General features: G+C 58.6%; 17 protein-coding genes. 11 read left to right on the forward strand and 6 right to left on the reverse strand.

What is annotated here, in order from left to right; genetic code table 11:
• Positions 1 to 6 precede the first annotated feature (6 nt).
• The 3 genes from TU84_RS03830 to TU84_RS03840 are packed head-to-tail and all read left to right on the forward strand — an operon-like array spanning position 7 to position 2871.
• Entirely contained in the window at positions 7 to 918 is a 912-nt protein-coding gene (locus TU84_RS03830) for an ABC transporter permease subunit (protein ID WP_048367257.1), read from the forward strand.
• Between the two features lie 10 nt (positions 919 to 928).
• A complete protein-coding gene (locus TU84_RS03835) occupies positions 929 to 1897 on the forward strand; it encodes an ABC transporter ATP-binding protein (protein ID WP_048367258.1) in 969 nt (322 codons plus the stop codon).
• A complete protein-coding gene (locus TU84_RS03840; RefSeq protein ID WP_048367259.1) occupies positions 1897 to 2871 on the forward strand; it encodes a peptide ABC transporter ATP-binding protein in 975 nt (324 codons plus the stop codon). The genes TU84_RS03835 and TU84_RS03840 overlap by 1 nt, the downstream gene beginning before the upstream one ends.
• Before the next feature lie 341 nt (positions 2872 to 3212).
• On the opposite strand, the gene TU84_RS03845 is transcribed toward TU84_RS03840, so the two are convergent.
• Positions 3213 to 4796 carry a peptide chain release factor 3 gene (locus TU84_RS03845; RefSeq protein WP_048367260.1) on the reverse strand — a complete coding sequence of 528 codons (1584 nt, stop codon included), beginning with the start codon at positions 4794 to 4796 and terminating at the stop codon, positions 3213 to 3215.
• 337 nt (positions 4797 to 5133) lie between these two features.
• Here TU84_RS03845 and TU84_RS03850 point away from each other — a divergent pair, with 337 nt between their 5' ends.
• The 5 genes from TU84_RS03850 (at position 5134) to TU84_RS03870 (ending at position 10107) form a co-directional block, all read left to right on the forward strand.
• On the forward strand, positions 5134 to 5850 hold the full coding sequence (locus TU84_RS03850) for an ABC transporter permease (RefSeq protein ID WP_048367262.1): 717 nt from the start codon (positions 5134 to 5136) through the stop codon (positions 5848 to 5850).
• 24 nt (positions 5851 to 5874) lie between these two features.
• Positions 5875 to 6768 (forward strand): glycine betaine ABC transporter substrate-binding protein, encoded by an 894-nt coding sequence (locus tag TU84_RS03855; RefSeq protein ID WP_048367264.1) that lies wholly within the window; start codon positions 5875 to 5877, stop codon positions 6766 to 6768.
• A 9-nt stretch (positions 6769 to 6777) separates the two neighbouring features.
• On the forward strand, positions 6778 to 7431 hold the full coding sequence (locus TU84_RS03860; RefSeq protein WP_048367265.1) for an ABC transporter permease: 654 nt from the start codon (positions 6778 to 6780) through the stop codon (positions 7429 to 7431).
• Positions 7428 to 8585: an osmoprotectant ABC transporter ATP-binding protein OsmV gene (locus TU84_RS03865; RefSeq protein ID WP_048367267.1), complete on the forward strand. Its 1158-nt coding sequence runs from the start codon at positions 7428 to 7430 to the stop codon at positions 8583 to 8585. The genes TU84_RS03860 and TU84_RS03865 overlap by 4 nt, the downstream gene beginning before the upstream one ends.
• Positions 8586 to 8865: 280 nt before the next feature.
• Entirely contained in the window at positions 8866 to 10107 is a 1242-nt protein-coding gene (locus tag TU84_RS03870) for an NHL repeat-containing protein (RefSeq protein WP_082148617.1), read from the forward strand.
• A gap of 89 nt (positions 10108 to 10196) precedes the next feature.
• On the opposite strand, the gene TU84_RS25995 is transcribed toward TU84_RS03870, so the two are convergent.
• Positions 10197 to 11096: a hypothetical protein gene (locus TU84_RS25995; protein ID WP_048367271.1), complete on the reverse strand. Its 900-nt coding sequence runs from the start codon at positions 11094 to 11096 to the stop codon at positions 10197 to 10199.
• Between the two features lie 386 nt (positions 11097 to 11482).
• Here TU84_RS25995 and leuC point away from each other — a divergent pair, with 386 nt between their 5' ends.
• Together leuC and leuD are read left to right on the forward strand one after the other, a co-directional pair.
• Positions 11483 to 12904, forward strand: a complete 1422-nt coding sequence (gene leuC, locus TU84_RS03880) for a 3-isopropylmalate dehydratase large subunit (protein ID WP_048367276.1) — start codon at positions 11483 to 11485, stop codon at positions 12902 to 12904.
• Entirely contained in the window at positions 12901 to 13515 is a 615-nt protein-coding gene (leuD, locus tag TU84_RS03885) for a 3-isopropylmalate dehydratase small subunit (RefSeq protein ID WP_048367277.1), read from the forward strand. Before leuC ends, leuD begins: the two co-directional genes overlap by 4 nt.
• A 572-nt stretch (positions 13516 to 14087) precedes the next feature.
• Here leuD and TU84_RS03890 read toward each other — a convergent pair.
• From TU84_RS03890 to TU84_RS03905, 4 genes are all read right to left on the reverse strand, one after another.
• A complete protein-coding gene (locus TU84_RS03890) occupies positions 14088 to 15005 on the reverse strand; it encodes a LysR substrate-binding domain-containing protein (RefSeq protein ID WP_048367797.1) in 918 nt (305 codons plus the stop codon).
• Positions 15006 to 15043: 38 nt separating this feature from the next.
• Complete coding sequence (locus TU84_RS03895) at positions 15044 to 15919, reverse strand: alpha/beta fold hydrolase (protein ID WP_048367278.1); 876 nt, start codon at positions 15917 to 15919, stop codon at positions 15044 to 15046.
• 111 nt (positions 15920 to 16030) lie between these two features.
• Positions 16031 to 17401: an ATP-binding protein gene (locus tag TU84_RS03900; protein WP_048367799.1), complete on the reverse strand. Its 1371-nt coding sequence runs from the start codon at positions 17399 to 17401 to the stop codon at positions 16031 to 16033.
• 19 nt (positions 17402 to 17420) lie between these two features.
• Entirely contained in the window at positions 17421 to 18179 is a 759-nt protein-coding gene (locus TU84_RS03905; protein ID WP_048367280.1) for a response regulator, read from the reverse strand.
• A 184-nt stretch (positions 18180 to 18363) separates the two neighbouring features.
• On the opposite strand from TU84_RS03905, the gene TU84_RS03910 reads away from it, so the two are divergent.
• On the forward strand, positions 18364 to 20598 hold the full coding sequence (locus tag TU84_RS03910; RefSeq protein WP_088500366.1) for a TonB-dependent siderophore receptor: 2235 nt from the start codon (positions 18364 to 18366) through the stop codon (positions 20596 to 20598).
• Positions 20599 to 20779 lie beyond the last annotated feature (181 nt).

Raw genomic sequence — 20779 nt, forward strand, 5'->3', positions numbered from 1 at the left:
CTGACCATGAGTACCTCGACCAATAGCACTGAAGTGGATCAAAGCCTGCTTTATCCCTCCCCGTACAAAGAGTTCTGGCACGCCTTCGCGAAAAATAAAGGCGCGGTGGCAGGCTTGATGTTCATGAGCCTCATCGTGTTCTGCGCGGTATTTGCCCCGTGGGTCGCCCCGCACAACCCGAGCGAGCAATACCGCGACTTCCTGCTCACCCCGCCGGTGTGGCTGGAAGGCGGCAACTGGCAATTTTTGCTGGGCACCGACGAACTGGGCCGGGACATGCTCTCGCGCCTGATCGCAGGTTCGCGCCTGTCCCTGTTGATCGGCTTGTCATCGGTGGTGATTTCGCTGATTCCGGGGGTGATCCTGGGCCTGTTCGCCGGGTTCTTCCCGCGCCTGCTGGGCCCCAGCATCATGCGTTTAATGGACATCATGCTGGCCTTGCCGTCGTTGCTGCTGGCAGTAGCGATTGTCGCCATCCTCGGCCCTGGCCTGATCAACACCGTGATCGCGATTGCCGTGGTCTCGCTGCCGTCCTACGTGCGCCTGACCCGCGCCGCCGTGATGGGCGAGCTGAACCGTGACTACGTCACCGCTGCACGCCTGGCCGGGGCCAGCTTGCCGCGCCTGATGTTTATCACCGTGCTGCCCAACTGCATGGCGCCGCTGATCGTACAGGCAACCTTGAGCTTCTCGTCGGCGATCCTCGACGCCGCGGCCCTGGGTTTTCTGGGGTTGGGTGTGCAACCGCCAACGCCTGAGTGGGGGACCATGCTCGCCTCGGCCCGTGACTACATCGAACGTGCCTGGTGGGTAGTAACTCTGCCCGGCCTGGCCATTTTGCTCAGCGTGCTGGCAATCAACTTGATGGGCGACGGTCTGCGCGATGCGCTGGACCCGAAACTCAAAAACGCCGCCTGAGGAGATTCCCATGTCACTGCTAGAAATCAAGAATCTCAACGTTCGTTTTGGCGACGCCAACGCCGTGCCGGTTGTCGATGGTTTGAGCCTGTCTGTGGATAAAGGCGAAGTACTGGCCATCGTCGGTGAATCAGGGTCGGGCAAGTCCGTGACCATGATGGCGCTGATGGGCCTGATCGACGCCCCCGGCATTGTCACCGCCGACGCCCTGACCTTCGACGGCAAAAACATGCTGACCCTCAGCCCGCGTCAACGCCGGCAAGTGGTCGGCAAAGACATGGCGATGGTCTTTCAAGACCCGATGACCGCCTTAAACCCCAGCTACACCGTGGGTTTCCAGATTGAAGAAGTGCTGCGCCTGCACCTCAAGATGTCGAAAAAAGACGCCCGTAAACGCGCCATCGAACTGCTCGAAAAAGTCGAAATCCCCGCAGCGGCCAGCCGCATGCAGGCTTATCCGCACCAGTTGTCGGGGGGCATGAGCCAGCGTGTTGCGATCGCCATGGCCATCGCCGCCGAACCCAAACTGCTGATCGCTGACGAACCGACCACCGCGCTCGACGTGACCATTCAGGCGCAGATCATGGACTTGCTGCTCAACCTGCAGCGCGAGCAAGACATGGCCCTGGTGCTGATTACCCACGACCTCGCCGTGGTCGCTGAAACCGCACAGCGCGTGTGCGTGATGTACGCAGGCCAAGCGGTCGAAGTCGGCAACGTGCCGGGGCTGTTTGACGTCCCGGCGCACCCGTACAGCGAAGCATTGCTGGCGGCCATCCCGGAACACAGCATGGGCGCTGCGCGGTTGGCGACCTTGCCCGGCATCGTCCCCGGCCGTTATGACCGCCCACAGGGCTGCCTGTTGTCACCACGCTGCCCGTACGTGCAAGACACCTGCCGCCAGCAACGCCCGGCCCTTGAACCCAAAGCTCACAGCCAGGTGCGCTGCTTCTTCCCCTTGAACCAGGAGGTGGCGTAATGACTGTTGTTCTGACTGCCCGTGATCTGACCCGCCATTACGAAGTGTCCCGCGGCCTGTTCAAAGGCCATGCCGTGGTCCGTGCACTCAACGGTGTGTCTTTTGAACTTGAAGCCGGAAAAACCCTGGCCGTGGTCGGTGAATCCGGCTGCGGCAAATCAACCCTCGCCCGCGCCCTGACCTTGATCGAAGAGCCCTCTTCGGGCTCATTGAAAATAGCCGGGCAAGAAGTGGCAGGCGCCAACAAGGCCGAACGCAAACAACTGCGCAAAGACGTGCAGATGGTCTTCCAAAGCCCCTATGCCTCACTCAACCCACGGCAAAAGGTCGGTGACCAACTGGCCGAGCCGCTGCTGATCAACACCGCCCTGAGCGCCAGTGAACGCCGCGAAAAAGTCCAGGCCATGATGAAACAGGTCGGCTTGCGCCCTGAGCATTACCACCGCTACCCGCACATGTTCTCGGGTGGCCAGCGCCAGCGCATCGCCCTGGCACGGGCGATGATGCTGCAACCCAAAGTGCTGGTGGCCGATGAGCCGACCTCGGCGCTCGACGTGTCGATTCAGGCCCAGGTGCTCAACCTGTTCATGGACTTGCAACAAGAGTTCAACACCGCTTACGTCTTCATCTCGCACAACCTGGCGGTGGTGCGGCATGTGGCCGATGAAGTGCTGGTGATGTACCTGGGCCGCCCGGTAGAAATGGGCCCCAAAGAAGAAATCTACACCCGGCCGCTGCACCCTTACACCCAGGCGCTATTGTCGGCGACCCCGACCATCCACCCGGACCCGCTCAAGCCGAAAATCAAAATCGCCGGAGAACTGCCCAACCCGCTCAACCCGCCCTCTGGTTGCGCCTTCCACAAGCGCTGCGCGTACGCGACCGAGTTTTGCAGCACTCATGAGCCGTCATTGCGTGTGCTGGATAACCGCCAAGTGGCTTGCCATCATGCGGAGCTGTTTTTGCAGGCGTAGCGCAAAACCCTGGCTGTAGGCGCCAATGCAATTCACTTAAAAAGGGTGGGAGCGGGCTTGCTCGCGATGGCCTTTAGAGCGCCTCATTTATTCGGCAAAACGCGTCATCGTTAACGACTATCGCGAGCAAGCCCGCTCCCACAGAGTTAAGTGACCAGTCAGGGTTTATGTCTGGCTGTCGCCATCGTCGGCATCGCTGCTGTCATCGCCAGAGCTGCCGTCCTGGCCGTCAGCAACACCAACACCACTTAAAGCGGGCGATAGACCTGTTTGGAATAGCCAGGCATAAAAAAAGCGAAGCCCGAAGGCTTCGCTTTTTTAACCCGTAAACGCCGGAGCGCTTAGTGGTGCTCACGCGTTGCGCGGAAGCTGATTTCTGGCCAACGCTCTTCCATCAACGCCAGGTTGACGCGGGTCGGGGCCAGGTAAGTCAGGTGTCCGCCGCCATCGACGGCCAGGTTTTCAACGGCCTTGTTGCTGAACTCTTCCATCTTCTTTTTATCGCTGCTGTCGATCCAGCGCGCGGAGTACACAGTGATTGGCTCGTAGGAGCATTCCACTTTGTATTCTTCTTTCAGGCGGCTCGCGACCACGTCGAACTGCAGCACACCGACGGCGCCCAGAATGATGTCGTTACTGCGCTCCGGGAAGAACACCTGGGTGGCGCCCTCTTCGGCCAGCTGCTGCAAGCCTTGGCGCAACTGCTTGGACTTGAGCGGATCGCGCAGACGCACGCGACGGAACAGTTCCGGGGCGAAGTGCGGGATACCGGTGAAGCTGAGGTTTTCACCCTCGGTGAAGGTGTCACCGATCTGGATGGTGCCGTGGTTGTGCAAACCGATGATGTCGCCCGCGTAGGCTTCTTCGAGCTGTTCACGCTCGGAGGAGAAGAACGTGAGTGCATCGCCGATGCGCACGTCTTTGCCAGTACGCGCGTGGCGCATCTTCATGCCCTTTTCGTACTTGCCCGAGCAAATGCGCATAAAGGCGATACGGTCGCGGTGTTTAGGGTCCATGTTCGCCTGGATCTTGAACACGAAGCCGCTGAATTTTTCTTCAACCGGCTCAACCACACGCTCGTTGGCCACACGGGCCAGCGGCATCGGAGCCCAGTCAACCACCGCGTCCAGCACGTGGTCGACACCGAAGTTGCCCAACGCCGTACCGAAGAACACCGGGGTCAATTGACCGTCTAGGAACTCCTGCTGGTTGAACTCGTGGCAGGCGCCCTGCACCAGCTCAAGCTGTTCGACAAAACGATCGTACTCGTCACCCAAATGGGCGCGGGCTTCGTCGGAGTCAAGCTTTTCGATGATCTTGGTTTCGGTACGTTCATGACCGTGCCCGGCGGTGTAGACGATGATGTAGTCGTCTGCCAGGTGGTAAACACCCTTGAAGTCGCGGTAGCAACCAATCGGCCAGGTGATCGGCGCTGCCTTGATTTTGAGGACGGCTTCGATCTCGTCGAGCAATTCGATCGGGTCACGAATGTCACGGTCGAGTTTATTGATAAAGCTGACGATCGGCGTGTCACGCAGGCGGCAAACGTCCATCAGGGCGATGGTCCGCGGCTCAACACCTTTACCGCCATCGAGCACCATCAGCGCCGAGTCGACCGCCGTCAATGTGCGGTAGGTGTCTTCCGAGAAGTCTTCGTGGCCCGGGGTGTCGAGCAGGTTGATCATGTGGTCGCGATACGGGAACTGCATGACCGACGTGGTAATCGAAATACCCCGTTGCTTTTCCATTTCCATCCAGTCGGAGGTGGCATGGCGGTCGGACTTTCGCGATTTCACCGTACCGGCGACCGCAATCGCCTTGCCCATCAGCAAGAGCTTCTCGGTGATGGTGGTTTTACCCGCATCGGGGTGGGAAATAATGGCGAAAGTGCGGCGTTTCGCGACTTCGGCGGCCTGATGGGTCATGGGAAATCGCCTGACGATTGATTCAAAAAAGGGCGCGGATTATAGCTCAAATCAGGGCCGTGCAGCCACCGTTCGCGCCCTTGCTCGTCGGACAAGGGTGGCAATGTGCCGTAAAAAATGTGAACCTTTTAAACAGTGGAGGCGTCCATTCCTTTGATACGACAACGTGTCAGGGGCTGAATTATCAGCAAGTTAGTCTGACGAGGCTGCGCTAATGACAGGCAATTGGGGTGTATTTCGCCCCACCTGTTGCTCTTCGCGAACGCATTGCCGGCAGCCATAAATGGCCTTGCCACACGGGAATGTGTCCGCCGACTGAAAAAAAAGGAGTCCGCCTATGGCTAATCGCTATGGTAAAGGGCTTATAGGATGCGCGGTTGTGATCGCGGTCCTGGCCCTGTTGGTCCACTGGATCGGCATAAGCACTATCGAACACTATCAAGATGATCTGTTGTTCTACCTGCAAGCCCACCTGTACCTCGTACTCGCTTCAATGTTTATCGCCCTCCTTGTAGGGATACCCGCTGGCATTGCGTTAAGCCGACCGAACATGGTCGGGCATGCCGAACGTTTCATGCAGGTCTTCAACATCGGTAACACCGTTCCACCGCTTGCAGTACTGGCCATTGCCCTGGGTTTTCTGGGGATCGGCAGTGGGCCTGCTATCTTCGCGCTGTTTCTCGCCTCGTTGCTGCCCATTGTGCGCAACACCTACGAAGGCCTGAAAAACGTTCCTGCCTCACTCAAAGAAGCCGCTGTCGGTATCGGCATGACCCCGCGCCAAGTGCTGTGGCGCGTCGAATTGCCCAATGCCGTGCCCATCATCATGGGCGGCGTGCGGGTTGCACTGGCGATTAACGTCGGTACTGCGCCGCTGGCCTTCCTGATTGGCGCCAACAGCCTGGGCAGTCTGATTTTCCCTGGCATTGCCCTCAACAATCAGCCGCAATTGATCCTTGGCGCAGCGTGTACCGCGCTGTTGGCATTGCTGCTCGACGGCCTGGTGATACTCATCAGCCGCCGCTGGTTGGAACGCGGTCTGCGACCTTCATAGGTCGGGCTGAGGAAAGGAATAATCATGAAGAAAATTAGCTTGATATTAGGCTGCATCCTGCTGTTCGCAGGAATTGTTCAGGCCGCAGAAAAACCCACCATCCGTATTGGTGCGCGGGTGTTTACCGAGCAAACCCTGCTCGCAGAAATCACCGCCCAGTACCTCAACAGCAAGGGCTATAACGCCCAGGTAACCGGCGGTCTGGGCAGCAGCCTGGCACGCAGCGCCCATGAAACCGGGCAACTGGACATGGTGTGGGAATACACCGGTGTGTCGCTGGTGGCCTACAACCACATCACCGAGAAGCTCGACAAAGATCACGCCTACGACCGCGTGAAAGAAGTCGATGCGAAAAAGGGCCTGATCTGGCTGCACCCGTCCAAGTTCAGCAACACCTATGCGCTGGCGTTGCCACAAAACGTGGCTGAAAAGTTCCCGGACATCAACACCATCAGCGATCTGGACAAAGCGCTGCGTGACCCGGAAAACAAAAACGCCCTGGTGGCACTTGATACCGAGTTCGCCAACCGCTCCGACGGTTTGCAAGGCATGGTCAAGCTGTACGACATGGACCTGACGCGCAAAAACATTCGCCAGATGGACGCAGGCCTGGTCTACACCGCCCTTAAAAACGGCCAGGTGTTTGCAGGGCTGGTGTACACCACTGACGGTCGCTTGAGCGCCTTCAACCTCAAGTTGCTCGACGACGACCTGCATTACTTCCCGGACTACACCGCCGCGCCGGTGGTGCGTAAAGCCTTCCTGGATGCGCACCCGGACCTCGAAGCGCAACTCAAGCCGCTGGCTGACCTGCTGGACGACGAAACCATGCGCCAGCTCAACGCCCGGGTCGACGTTGACCACGAAAGCCCGTCCAAAGTCGCCGCAGACTTTCTGCGCCAACATCCACTCAACTGAGGAGAAGACATGGAATTTCTAAACGCCTTTTCCCACATGGACTGGTCGCTGGTCGCACACCTGACATGGCAGCACATCACTCTGGTCGGTATTGCCGTCACCCTGGCCATTGTGGTCGGCGTGCCCTTGGGCGTGCTGATGACCCGCTTCCCGTCGCTGGCAGGCCCCATGCAAGCCAGCGCCACAGTGATGCTGACCATTCCGTCGATTGCGCTGTTTGGTCTGTTGCTGCCGTTTTACTCGAAGTTCGGCCAGGGCCTGGGCCCGATGCCCGCTATTACCGCCGTGTTCCTGTATTCGCTGCTGCCGATCATGCGCAACACCTACCTCGCCCTCACCGGCGTTGAGCCAGGTATTCGTGAAGCAGCACGCGGCATCGGCATGACCTTCGGCCAGCGCCTGCGCATGGTTGAACTGCCCATCGCTGTACCGGTGATTCTGGCCGGTGTGCGCACCGCCGTGGTGATGAACATCGGTGTCATGACCATCGCCGCCACCATCGGTGCTGGCGGTCTGGGTGTACTTATTCTGGCTGCAATCAGCCGCAGCGACATGTCGATGCTGATCGTCGGCGCGGTCCTGGTCAGTGTTCTGGCCATCGTCGCTGACCTGCTTCTGCAATGGCTGCAACGCTCGTTGACTCCAAAAGGATTACTGAAATGATCGAACTTCAAAACCTCAGCAAGACCTTCCAAAGCAACGGCAAAGACGTCAAGGCCGTGGACTCGGTAAGCCTGACCGTCAACGAAGGCGAAATCTGCGTATTCCTCGGCCCATCGGGTTGCGGCAAAAGCACCACGTTGAAAATGATCAACCGCCTGATCAAACCGACCTCCGGCAAGATTTTGATCAACGGCGAAGACACCACCGACCTCGACGCAGTGACGCTGCGCCGCAACATTGGTTACGTGATTCAGCAGATCGGTCTGTTCCCGAACATGACCATCGAAGAAAACATCACCGTGGTGCCGCGCCTGCTGGGCTGGGACAAACAAAAGTGCCATGACCGTGCCCGCGAACTGATGAGCATGATCAAGCTGGAACCCAAGCAGTACCTGCACCGCTACCCGCGTGAACTGTCGGGTGGTCAGCAACAGCGTATCGGCGTGATCCGCGCCCTCGCGGCCGACGCACCGCTGCTGTTGATGGACGAGCCGTTCGGTGCGGTCGACCCGATCAACCGCGAAATGATCCAGAACGAATTCTTCGAGATGCAGCGCGCGCTGAACAAGACCGTGATCATGGTCAGCCACGACATCGACGAAGCCATCAAGCTGGGCGACAAGATCGCCATCTTCCGAGGCGGCAAGCTGCTGCAGATGGACCACCCGGACACCCTGCTCGCGCACCCGGCCGACGACTTTGTCAGCAACTTTGTCGGCCAGGACAGCACGCTCAAGCGCTTGCTGCTGGTCAAGGCCGAAGATGCGGCTGACAACGCACCGTCGGTGAGCCCGGAAACGCCAGTGGCCGAAGCACTGGACCTGATGGACGAACTCGACCGCCGCTATGTCGTCGTCACCGACGCCGACAACAAGGCACTGGGTTATGTCCGTCGTCGCGACCTGCACCGTCAGACCGGCACCTGCGGCCAATTCCTGCGTGAATTCAACGCCACCGCGGCCTACGACGAACACTTGCGCATCCTGCTGTCGCGCATGTACGAGTTCAACCGCTCATGGTTGCCGGTGATGGATGCCGAGCGTGTGTTCCTCGGTGAAGTGACCCAGGAATCGATCGCCGCCTACCTGAGCTCGGGCCGTTCACGCGGGGCCAAAACCAGCATCGTTTCACCGGCTGAAATAGCCTCCGCTTAACCCCTGCCATTTGTCCCCCCTCACAGCGCTGCCACAGCACTGTGGGGGGCGGTCCTGCGACCCGCATCACAGCCTCGTTGCGCGTTAGCGGCTACAACCAGCTCGACGTTTCAGCGTTATTTGACATCGCCGCTATTAAAACTAAGCCGACCATAATAAATCAATATCAAAACTGTTATTTCTAACAGTAGTAATTATTTTAAAACCCTATTAACTCGAACGCGCACACAACAAGACCATCACATAAAAATAAACAATGCGTTGAGAGGGGCAAAACATCATGAGTATTTCATCTCTAATTAAAGCCGATAATTCTGGCGCTGCGGATACACACTTTGGCAAAGAAGGCATTGCCGTTATTAATTCCTCGCACCTGACAACCGGCACTTCAAGTTGCGTGGTGGCCACACCGGACAACAGGTTTCTGGCGACATGGGCAGCAAATACTCCAGACAACAGTACTGTCATGGGCATTGCGCGCCTGACAAACGATGGCGCGATGGATCGCACATTTGGTGTCGAAGGCCTGGTTGAGTGCGTGTTTAAGCAAGGCCACCGTAACGTAGCCTCCGGGCTCGCGTTGATGTCTGATAATCGCACGCTGTTATGGGGGCACTTTTTGATAAATTCCGTCAAACCAGTGCCTGCACTGATCTGTGTGAAGAAGGATGGTGCTGTTGACAAGACATTTGCTGAACAAGGGGTCTTTGCAGTACCTGAGCCGCTTGAAAATGAATCCTATATGTTCAACTCTGCCTGTGTTTCTCCAGACAAAAGTATCTTCATGGTGTATGGCAAAAGTTTAAATGGCCTCTGGACAACTTACATAACAAAGTTAATGCCTAACGGCACACTGGATGAGCGCTTTGCCGAACGCGGCGTGCGTAAATTTCAACATCATGGACAATCGACATCGCCCGGAGGCGTGCTGATGCTGAAGAACGGTCGCCTCGTTGTTTTCAGCAGCGTACTGAATAACGATGTGTTTATTGCCTGCTTTGATAGCCAGGGCGTTTTGGTGCCCGATTTTGCAGACCAAGGCGTTCTCACACTGGCGTATGAAGACAAAACGTACTTGCAGTTCAGTCTTGTCGAAACACCCACCGGCCTGGTCAGTATCGGTAGCACAAGCTTGAGGACTGACCCGAATATCAGTCACGGCATGATGGTCGGGATAACCTTCAAGGGGCAGCTGGATACAGCGTTCAATCAGGCAAAACCCGTGATTATCACTTTCCCGGCAATATCCCCTCTTCAGTGTCATCAGATCGTTTGCCAGCCCGATGCAAAGTTGGTCATCGCGGGCTATAGAGCCGCGTCAGATCCTGCGCCGCAGGGGATGATTGGCCGCTATCTGTCAGACGGTACCCCGGACAACAGCTTTGGCCAGAAGGGTCTGGCATCCACCGGTACGTTCGTCCATACCTCATCAAAGCAAGGTATGGCGCTCTCGCCCAAGAGGCGCATCGTATGTGCGGGTCGCCATGACAAGCACGGTGTCCTGGCAGGTTTTCTAGGCTGAGTACCGGGCCATTGAAGGTGCATGGCCCGTCCTGATGATGGCTCGCATGCCTTTCGCTGCGAGCCTGACCCATGACCCGGGCCATAAACTCACCGTTGGGTGTGCAGGCTCGGCGCTTGGTCTTCGGGAATAAATCGGAAAGTCGCTGGATCCGCGTCATTGGCCGGCAAGCTAATGAGAATGATCGGAACCAGAATGCCCGTCTCCTTCAAAAAATCCTGTTGGTCATATTGCGCGCCAGCCTTGCCTGAACTGTTCAGATAAAAGAACGCTTGAAGCGGTAATACATCACCTATGTCCTGATCCCACTTGGCGATTCTCAGTTCGTTGTAACTATCAATTAGAGGGTTGAATATCAAACGCTGAGCTTTGAGCCCTTCGGCAAATGCAATCGTTGCATTTTCACCTAATGCTTCACGCACATTAAACCCGCACATGTCGCCATAACTGCCATATTGATTGTAATGCTCGACCCATCGTTCAGCCGTATTAATACCTTGTTCCTGGCACTCCCGGCTGGTTGGCCGATTGGGGCTTTGACCGCATCCCTGATCCTCCCTTACAACCGTCGCTCCATCCCGAGGGAAGAAACACAAAATGGACACACTGACTTTACCTTCAGGTGCAAGCAGGCGCGGATAAAAGATAAAACCATTCTTATAAATATAGAAATCTGTAATTATTATGTCTTTGCGCAAATACGAGAACGATACCCCGGTACCGCTGGGGTTGGGGTTCCAGGCATGATATTGGGTCGAAGGCGACGTCCCCCTGATGATGACACCTGAACATTCAAATGCGGCGGAGGGATTATGCGGCCGACATGCACTGACCGGGTTGTTGTAACGTTCGGTCAATGCCACTGCGGTTTCTTCACCTAAACGATTCAAGTGTTGAGTTGTCGCAGCAAACGTCGACGTATTAACACCCTCATGGCTGGCGCACGCTGTCAATAAAACGGTTAAAACTACCAGCAATAGTCTTGTCATTATCAGCACCTTAAGGTAATTAAATGCAAACACGCTAAATTGCGCGAAGAACAACGTGCGACAGCTTGGCGGCTTTAACCAATACAAACACCTGTAAGAACTGACAGTTATTTATAATTAAAGTGAATATGATTTTAACTTATCTGCCTTTGCAGTTCTTTCAGCGATCCAGACGCCGCACTAAAGGGCGGTGAGGTAAAGCGCAAGTCGTTGGTTGAAGTGACACAAAAATCAATTAGCCCCTAGCCGTTTCAAAACAGCTCACGCGCCACAACAATTTTTTGCATCCAACACGAATCATGATCTGAGCCATCACTGCCTGGCCATTGATGGTGCACTGCCCGTCCTTATGATGGCTCGCATGCCTTTCGCTGCGAGCCTGCCCCATGACCCACGCCAAAACCCTCTATGACAAGCACATCGATGCGCACACCGTGTGCGCGCTCGATGACCAAGGGCATGTTTTGCTCTACATCGACCGTCAGGTCATTAACGAATACACCAGCCCGCAAGCCTTCAGCGGTTTGCGCGAGGCCGGGCGTGATGTGTGGCGCCCGCAAACCGCACTGGCGGTGGTTGACCATGTGAACCCGACCGCGCCGTTGCGCGTTGCCGCCATGGCCGATGCCGGCGGCGCGTTGCAGGTGTCGTACCTGCAACAGAACTGCGAAAAGTTCGCCATCGAGCTGTTTGATGTGCTCGACAAGCGCCAGGGCATCGAACACGTCATCGCCCCGGAACAAGGGTTTATCTTGCCCGGCATGGTGATCGCCGCCGGTGACAGCCACACCACCACCTACGGCGCATTGGGGGCGTTTGGATTCGGCATCGGCACCTCGGAAATCGAGCACCTGCTGGCCACCCAGACCCTGGTGTATAAACGCCTGAAAAGCATGCGTGTCACTGTTGAGGGCGAACTGGGTACAGGGCTGACCTCCAAAGACGTGATCATGGCCCTGATTGGCAAGATCGGTGCCTCCGGCGCCAGCGGTTATGCCATTGAGTTTGCCGGTTCGACCATTGAGGCGCTGAGCGTCGAAGCGCGCATGACCATCTGCAACATGGCCGTCGAAGCCGGTGCTCGCGGCGCCTTTATGGCCCCCGATGACAAAGTGTTCGCCTACCTGCAACTCAAGCCGCGTGCCCCGCAAGGCGAACAATGGGAACGCGCCGTGGCCCGCTGGCGCTTGCTGTACAGCGACCCCGGCGCACAGTTCGATCAAGAAGTGCACCTGGACGCCACTGAGTTGCAGCCCATGGTCACCTGGGGCACCAGCCCCGACCAGGCCGCCACCATTGGCAGCACCGTGCCTGACCCGCAGGGCGTCAGCGATCTGATTTTGCGCCAGGACATGCGTCGCGCCTTGAGCTACATGGGCCTGGAGCCCGGCATGGCGCTGAACGAGGTGGTCATCAGCCACGCCTTTATCGGTTCCTGCACCAACGCCCGGATTGAAGATTTACGCGACGCGGCCCACGTGGTGCGCGGCCACAAGGTCGCAGCCCATGTACGCGCCATGATTGTTCCTGGCTCCACCCAAGTACGCGATCAGGCAGAAGCGGAAGGCTTGGCGGCGATCTTTATCGAGGCTGGATTTGAGTGGCGCCAGTCCGGCTGCTCGATGTGCCTGGCGATGAATGATGACGTGCTCGCCCCCGGCGACCGCTGCGCCTCCAGCACCAACCGTAACTTCGAAGGCCGCCAGGGCGCCGGGGCACGCACCCACCTGATGAGCCCGGCCATGGTCGCGGCCGCCGCCATTACCGGCCACCTCACAGACGTTCGCCAACTTGCCGGGAGACTCTGAGCATGCAACCTTTCACCACCGTCAGCGGCAAGGCCGCGCCCCTGCTCGCCGCCAATATCGACACCGACGTGATCATGCCCAAGCAGTTTCTTAAAGGTATTGATCGCAACGGGCTGGATCGCGGCGTGTTTTTCGACCTGCGCTTTCTGCCCTCGGGCGCGCCAAACCCTGAGTTCATCCTCAACCAGCCCGCGTGGCAAGACGCGCGTTTTCTGGTCACCGGGCCGAACTTCGGCTGTGGTTCCAGCCGCGAGCATGCGGTCTGGGGCTTGAAACAGTTGGGTATCCGCGCACTGATTGGCAGCAGCTTCGCCGGGATTTTCTATGACAACTGCCAGCGCAACGGCGTGCTGGTGATCACCCTGGAAGACGTACTGGTGCAGGCGCTGGGCCGACTCATCAGCCAGCCCGAAACGGCTGAAATCACGATAGACCTGATCACGCAAAGCATCCGCCTGGCGGAGGGTTCAGTGATTGAATTCAAGATCGACGACCTGCGCAAAACCGCACTGTTAAAGGGGCTGGATGCGATAGGCAGCACCTTGCAGCGCAGTGCACAGATTCGTGAATTTGAGCAACGGCATTTGCAGGCTAATCCCTGGTTGCGCTGAAAAGCGCCCTCACCCCAGCCCCCTGTAGGAGCGAGCTTGTCTCGCGATCTTTTAAAGATCAAAAGATCGCGAGGCAAGCTCGCTCTTATCAAACATAAAATAAGTAATTGATTTTAAAGGCTTTGTAGGAGCGAGCTTGCTCGCGATCTTTTGATCTAGATCTTGCTTTTGATCTTGATCTAAAAGGCCCCATTAAACCACGCTGGCCGAACGCAGGTTTTGCGCAGTGGGTAACCCGGCAGGACGCCGGGTTAGCCGCGACACGGCCATGGATGGCCGATCGCGGCGGGCCTACGGAGCAAGGCCTGTGGTGAGGGCATGCCGAGCCAAAGCGAGGCACCGAGGGGTAGGGGCAAAAGCGTTTTGGTTACTTTGCCGCTTTTGCAAAGTGACGCGGCGTAAGGCCGGAACCCTAAGTGGCCGTTGCCGCAGCAACGGATATGTACTCAAGTCAAGAGCCCCCTCACCCTAGCCCTCTCCCGAAGGAGAGGGAACCGATTGGGGGATGCTGAAGATACTCGGCGGCCTGTTTGCTGCGCGACAGCGCGGCGTCGAAGACGGGGCGGCCCCTCCTACGAGGTGGAGAGTTGTCGCAGGTGCGCCTGCAAAAACTCCACACACACCCGCAACTTGCCGGAGTTGGCCAACCGCGTCGGGTACACCGCCCATACGTCGGCGCTTTGCCGGTAGTCGGCCAGCACTTGCACCAGACGCCCTTGGTCCAGCAGCGGCTTTACATCCCACATCGAGCGCAGCAACACACCGCGCCCGTCCAGCGCCCACTGCAATACGATTTCGCCGCTGTTGGAAGACAGCGGCCCGCTGACCCTCACGCTGGCTTCACCTTCCGGGCCTTGCAGTTGCCAGATACCAAATGCGTTGTCGCGCTCTTTAAGCACCAGGCAATCGTGCTGCTGCAAATCTTGCAGCGACTCAGGCACGCCCCGGCGCTTGAGGTAGTCGGGCGAGGCGCACAGTACGCGGTTGTTGGTGACCAGACGACGGCCGATGTGTTGACCGGCAATGTCATCGCCCACATGGATTTCCAGGTCGAACCCTTCATGCACAATGTCCACCACGCGATCAAACACATCGAGGCGGATTTCCAGTTCCGGGTATTGCTCGGCCAGTAACGAAATGGCCGGCGCGACATGGTTGCGGCCAAAGCCAAAGCTGCTGCACAGGTGCAGACGGCCACGGGGCTCTGTATGCGCTTCGGACAGTTCGTCCTGCAACTGCTGAACATCGTCGAGGATGCGCACCGCCCAGCGCTGCACCCGCTCACCATCGTCTGTCAGGGCGACACGTCGACTGGTGCGGTGCAGCAAGCGGCTGCCAAGGGTGGTTTCAAGGATCTGGATACGTTTGCTGACATAGGCCGGGGACAATCCCAGCTCTTCTGCCGCCGCGGCAAAGCCACCCTTGCGCACAACCGTAAGGAACACCCGCAGGTCTTCAGGCAACGGCGCAGTGTCTTTTTTGGGCGGCATGGTCATGAACGCGTGGCGACAAGAATGCAGAGAATAGCTCAGCGCAAAAAAGGCAGCACGTGCTCAAGCAGCAATTGGGGGACTTCCTCGCCAATGTAGTGCCCGCACGGTAACGCCTGGCCACGCACATCGGTTGCGACTTTCTGCCATTCGGCCAGCGGGTCGAAACAGCGTCCGACCGTCCCTTGCGCGCCCCACAGCACCAACACCGGCAGGTTCAGGTGCCGACCGGCGTCGATGTCTTCGCGGTCATGCTCAAGGTCAATGCTGGCGCTGGCGCGGTAGTCCTCGCAGATCCCCCGCGCCGTACCCGGCAATTGAATGCAGCGCACGTATTCGGCCAGCGCAGGCGCCGTAAACGGCTGCAAGCCGGCGCTGCGACTGCCCATCACGCTCAACAGGTATTGCTCGGGGTCGGCTTCGATCAGGCGCTCCGGCAGCGGTGCCGGGCGAATCAAAAAGAACCAGTGCCAGTAAGCCCGGGCAAAGGCTTCGTCGGTTTGCGCATACATTGCCAGCGTCGGCGCGATGTCGAGCATCACCAAACGGCTGACGGCCTGCGGGTGATCCAGCGCCAGACGATGGGCCACACGGGCACCGCGATCATGGGCCAGCACCGAGAACTGCTCGAACCCCAGGCTGTGCATCAACGCCAGCGAATCGCGGGCCATTTCACGCTTGCTGTAGTTGCTGTGATCGGCCACCGCTGCGGGCTTTTCGCTGTCGCCGTAACCGCGCAAGTCGGCCGCGACCACTGTGAAGTGCTCCGCCAATTGCTCAGCGACTTTGTGCCAGATGACATGCGTTTGCGGGTGACCATGGATCAACAACAACCCCGGCCCGCTGCCGCCGATACGGTAGGCAATGTGAACGCCGTTGACCTGGCGCTGAGCTGTTTGAAATCCCGCGAACATGAGGCTGCTCCTTCTAATGGTCAGCCCATGCTAGGGCCCTCAAATTTTGCTGCAAGGGCCAAACCGTGGCGGCTCGGTTCATGAAGTGTGAAACATCGCACCACCCCCTTACTAAGCGGGCAAGAACACACAGGCGCTCAAACCGCCACCTTCACGATTGCTCAGCGTCAGGCTGCCCTTATGGCTGACAGCAATGCGCTTGGCGATACTCAGGCCCAAACCAAAACCGCCGGACTGATCGTTGCGCGAGTGATCGGCGCGCACAAACGGGTCGGTGATCGACTGCAACACCGCTGGCGCGATGCCCGGCCCGCGATCGTTGATGCGCAACGTCACGCCGCTAGACGAGCGATCGACCTCAAGGGTGATGTCGCGGGCATAGGCTTGTGCGTTTACCAGCAAGTTCTGCAAGCAACGGTGCAACAGCACGCCGTTGGCGTAGATCATCCCGCCCCGGCCGCTGACCGGCAACGGCTCGGCGGGGGTCGACAACTCTGCGCACAGAGTGCGCAACACGCTGTCGACATCAATGAACTGGCACGTGTGCTGGTTGGCGCTCTGCAAATAGACGAGTACCTGGGTAATCATCTTGTCCATTTGGTAGATGTTCTGCTTCAAGCGCTCACGCTGATCAACATCGCTCAACCGCTCGATGCGCAAGCGCATGCGGGTCAATGGCGTGCGCAGGTCGTGGGACACCGCCGCGAGAAAAAAGCTCTGGTCATTGACCATCGCAACAATCTGTTTTTGCATGGCGTTAAAGGTCTGGGCGGCCTGGCGAACCTCCAGCGGCCCTTCAACCGCCAACGGCTTCTGATCCAGGTTATCGCCCAGCGCATTGGCGGCATCACTCAGCCGTTTAAGCGGGCGCAGGCACAGCCGCACCGCCAGCCAGCACATCCCGATCACGCCGATAATGCGCACCACATAGACCCGCAGAATGTAGTCGGCAATCAACGCCCACGCCGACTCGCCGCTCCAGCCCTGCAACTCGTGCCCCTCGATGCTCAACCAGTGACCGTCGGCCAGCGGCACCGCGAAGTCGATATGCGCCGTGGCCGTTTGCAGGCCAAACAGGCTGCGCCAGACCAGCGGTTGGCCCTCGGCATCGGTAAGGTCGACCTCGATCATTTCAACCGTGGGCTCATGCCCCAATTCATACGCCAGCGCCTGTTTCAACAGCAGCGCTGTGCGTCGGGCAGCACGGTCGTTCTCAGGTTGGCTATCGGGTTTCGCGGTCAGGCACCTGACCGTGTAATTGGCCGGGGCTGTCTGCGGCTGACCCGGCAAACAACCGGGCTGGTCTATCAGTGGTGCGGTGCGGCTGGCCATTAACCGGACCGGGGCTTCGAGCACCTGTGCATAACGCACGTCGAACCAGATGCTGCTCGACAACAATTGAATGGCCAGCGTGCCGCTGACCAGAATCAGCGTCAGTTGGCCAAACAAGGTTTTCGGCCACAGGCGCCTCAACCCCTTCAGCAGCAGGTCGCGCACCGGGCTAAACCGCCGCTTCAGGGCTGGAAACGCTCAACAGATAGCCTTCATTGCGCACGGTCACGATCTGCACGGGCCCGTCCTTGAAATGCTGGCGCAGGCGGCTGATGCACATGTCGATCGAGCGGTCATCGGGCGCGTATTCACGGCCCATTGCACTCAGTGTTAATTGATCGCGGGACAGCACCTGCTCACGGGCCTGGAGCAAATCACGCAACACCCTGAAATCGGAGCGCGGCAAGGTCAGGGTCTGGCCATCCGGGGTGTGCAGCAGGCGCTTTACATCATCGAGCCGATAACCGGCGAACTCGCGGTGGGTCGTGACCGGGCGATCCACAACGGGCTCGGCCCGTGTTTGGCGGCGCATCACCGCCTTGATTCTGGCCACCAACTCACGGGGCTCGAAAGGCTTGGTCAGGTAATCATCGGCGCCCACCTCCAGGCCAATGATGCGATCCAGCGCTGAGCCTTTGGCCGACAGCATGATGACGCTCAGGCCGGGCCGCGACTGCAACTGGCGGCACAGGCTGAGGCCGTCTTCGCCCGGCAGCATGACGTCCAGCACCACCAGGTCGACCGCCTGGCGCTCAAGGTGTGACCACATCTCCACGCCATCGGCGGCGGCCAGCACCTGATCGCCGTTCTCACTCAGGTAGTCGCAGAGCAACTCGCGGATTTCATCGTCGTCATCCACCACCAACAGCGTCTTGGCGGCCGCGAGGAATTTGGGGGTGGGCAAAACGTACTGCTCATTACATTCCATTACATACCCACACATATCCGTAATAGTGCCTGACGGCGCGATACCTAAAATGCTACCAAACATTATCTGCAAATACGAAGTATTACCAATGACAACGCAGGGCATGATGACGGATCTCTCAGCACGACCTTTGATGTTAAGCACCCCTTCTCGCCTTCCAGCTCCCCGCAGCCCTGTCGCAATCATGGTCGCCATGGGCCTCAGTGCAATGCTCGGCATGGCCAGCCAACAGGCTGGCGCCGCGCCGCTGGAACTCGACACTCTGAATGTTCAGGGCACGCAGCCCTCCGCCGATGAAAGCAGCGGCCAACTGGGTTACACCGTCAAGAGCACCACCAGCTCGACGGGCATGAAACTCACCCCGCGCCAGACGCCACAGTCGGTCACCACCATCACTCAGGAACAAATGGCCGACCGCCAGATCACCAATATCGAGCAAGCGCTGGACAGCGCACCCGGCATCACCATGAGCAAGTCGGAAGTGGGCGGGCGCACCGAGTACCGGGCACGCGGCTATCCGATCACCAACTGGAAAACCGACGGCCTGCAGTTCCCGGGCGGCTCGGACTTCAGCGGCGCTGGCAATTCGCTGAACATGGACATGTACGAACGTATCGACATCGTTCGCGGCGCCAATGGCCTGTTGGGCGGCACCGGCGACCCGTCGGCCACCGTCAACCTGATGCGCAAACGCCCCGGTTTCGAGTTTGGCGGCCGTGCTTACGCCACCTATGGTAGCTGGGATAAACGGCGCCTGGGCGCTGACCTCAACGTGCCCTTGTCAGAAGATGGCCGCTTGCGCTCGCGCCTGGTCATGACCCAAGAAGACTCCAACTCTTTCCGCGACCATCAGTCCGACCGTTCGCGGGCCGCGCTGGCCAACTTTGAATTTGACCTGACCGACGCCACAACCCTGGGCGCCGGCTATCAATACGAGTACTACAAGAACGTCGGCGGCGGTTGGGGCGCGAACATCCCGATCTGGTACGGCGATGGCAGTAAAACCCACTTACCGCGCAGCACCAACGTGGTGCCGAGCTGGAGTTTTGGCGAATACACCACGCGTACGGCGTTCGGCTCGCTGGAGCATCGTTTTGACAATGACTGGACGCTCAACGTCAAAGCCTCTCAAAGCACCACTGAAGCGTTGAACCACCGTGGGCTGGCCAAGGTCAACTCCAAAGGCGGCGGCGCATTCGGCGGCTACTGGAACCAGGATGGCACCGGCGCCGTACTCAACGGCCTACACAGCTCCACCGACACCACCCAGCAATCGGCACAAGTCGACGTGACCGGCCCATTCAGCCTGTTCGGCCGTACCCATCAAGCCATGTTCGGCTATAACGACAGCCGCACCGTCGCCTGGTCGCCTCAGTACCGTTGCAACATGGTCAGCGATGACCGCACCAGCGCCAGCGCGCTGGGGTGCCAGTTCCGCGCCAACAATGGCTTCCCGATTACCGACTGGCACAACGGGGTGGACAGCGACTACCGGATCAACGCCTACAAGACCGGCCTGCACACCAAAACCACCACCCGCCTGCAAGGCATGTATGCAGCCACCCGCCTGAGCATTACCGACCCGTTGTCGGTGATCCTCGGCGCGCGCATCAGCGACTACAGCAGCACCACGTTGTCGACCAACGGTGCACGTAGCAATCAACAGCAAAACGGTATCGTCACGCCTTACCTGGGCGCGGTGTATGACCTCAACGACACCTACTCGCTGTACGCCAGCTACACCGACATCTTCAGCCCGCAAAGCGAAGAGAACGCCAACGGCAACAAGATCGAGCCGATTCGCGGTCAGAGCTACGAAACCGGTATTAAAGGTGAATGGTTCGACGGCCAGGTCAATGCGCAAGCGGCCTACTTCCTGACCCGTCAGGAAAACAAGGCGGTGACCGATGGCGCCAATACCACGCCCGCCGGTAACCAGGCCTACACCACGGGCACCGGCGTAGAGACCGAAGGTATCGACCTCGAAGTCTCCGGTGCCTTGACGCCCAACTGGAATGTCTACGGTGGCTACACCTACCTGCACTTCCGCCGCCTCAACGCCGATGGCCAAAGTGACCCGTCGCACCTGTTCAAGGCCTCGACCACCTACCGCCTGTCGGGCGCTCTAGATCGCCTGACCGTGGGCACCGGCGTCACCGCGCAAACCAGCATTCGCGCCACATCCACCCCGGCGGGCATACCCACCAACGGTGTGAGCCGCGGCCCCACCGACGTGACGTGGGCGGGTTATGCCATCTGGAGCGCAATGGCCAAATACGACCTCACCGATGACACGGCCGTGACCCTGAATGCCAATAACCTGTTCGACAAAACCTATTACACCCGATACGGCTTCTATGCAGGCGCCATTTATGGTGATCCGCGCAGCCTGTCGTTGACCCTGAGTACTGCATTTTGAGGCCCGGCCCGATCCTTCCCCCCAGGTAAGCCACGCTTCAATGTGCAACTACCGAAGCCCGCCCTATGGCGGGCTTCGTCTATTGGGCAACGGGCAAAAAAGCCACGGTGGGAACATCACACCGTCATCAAGGTCGGTTACTTAAATAGCTCACTTTGGCGACCCGACGAAGGCTTATAAA

The organism is Pseudomonas helleri (assembly GCF_001043025.1).
In the GTDB taxonomy this organism is placed as follows: Bacteria; Pseudomonadota; Gammaproteobacteria; order Pseudomonadales; family Pseudomonadaceae; genus Aquipseudomonas; species Aquipseudomonas helleri.

Bases quoted from the DNA above. Each gene is read 5' to 3' on its own strand.
- TU84_RS03830 (WP_048367257.1), top strand. From the start codon at position 7: ATGAGTACCTCGACCAATAGCACTGAAGTGGATCAAAGCCTGCTTTAT.
- TU84_RS03835 (WP_048367258.1), top strand. From the start codon at position 929: ATGTCACTGCTAGAAATCAAGAATCTCAACGTTCGTTTTGGCGACGCC.
- TU84_RS03840 (WP_048367259.1), top strand. From the start codon at position 1,897: ATGACTGTTGTTCTGACTGCCCGTGATCTGACCCGCCATTACGAAGTG.
- TU84_RS03845 (WP_048367260.1), bottom strand. From the start codon at position 4,796: ATGACCCATCAGGCCGCCGAAGTCGCGAAACGCCGCACTTTCGCCATT.
- TU84_RS03850 (WP_048367262.1), top strand. From the start codon at position 5,134: ATGGCTAATCGCTATGGTAAAGGGCTTATAGGATGCGCGGTTGTGATC.
- TU84_RS03855 (WP_048367264.1), top strand. From the start codon at position 5,875: ATGAAGAAAATTAGCTTGATATTAGGCTGCATCCTGCTGTTCGCAGGA.
- TU84_RS03860 (WP_048367265.1), top strand. From the start codon at position 6,778: ATGGAATTTCTAAACGCCTTTTCCCACATGGACTGGTCGCTGGTCGCA.
- TU84_RS03865 (WP_048367267.1), top strand. From the start codon at position 7,428: ATGATCGAACTTCAAAACCTCAGCAAGACCTTCCAAAGCAACGGCAAA.
- TU84_RS03870 (WP_082148617.1), top strand. From the start codon at position 8,866: ATGAGTATTTCATCTCTAATTAAAGCCGATAATTCTGGCGCTGCGGAT.
- TU84_RS25995 (WP_048367271.1), bottom strand. From the start codon at position 11,096: ATGACAAGACTATTGCTGGTAGTTTTAACCGTTTTATTGACAGCGTGC.
- leuC (WP_048367276.1), top strand. From the start codon at position 11,483: ATGACCCACGCCAAAACCCTCTATGACAAGCACATCGATGCGCACACC.
- TU84_RS03890 (WP_048367797.1), bottom strand. From the start codon at position 15,005: ATGCCGCCCAAAAAAGACACTGCGCCGTTGCCTGAAGACCTGCGGGTG.
- TU84_RS03895 (WP_048367278.1), bottom strand. From the start codon at position 15,919: ATGTTCGCGGGATTTCAAACAGCTCAGCGCCAGGTCAACGGCGTTCAC.
- TU84_RS03905 (WP_048367280.1), bottom strand. From the start codon at position 18,179: ATGGAATGTAATGAGCAGTACGTTTTGCCCACCCCCAAATTCCTCGCG.
- TU84_RS03910 (WP_088500366.1), top strand. From the start codon at position 18,364: ATGGTCGCCATGGGCCTCAGTGCAATGCTCGGCATGGCCAGCCAACAG.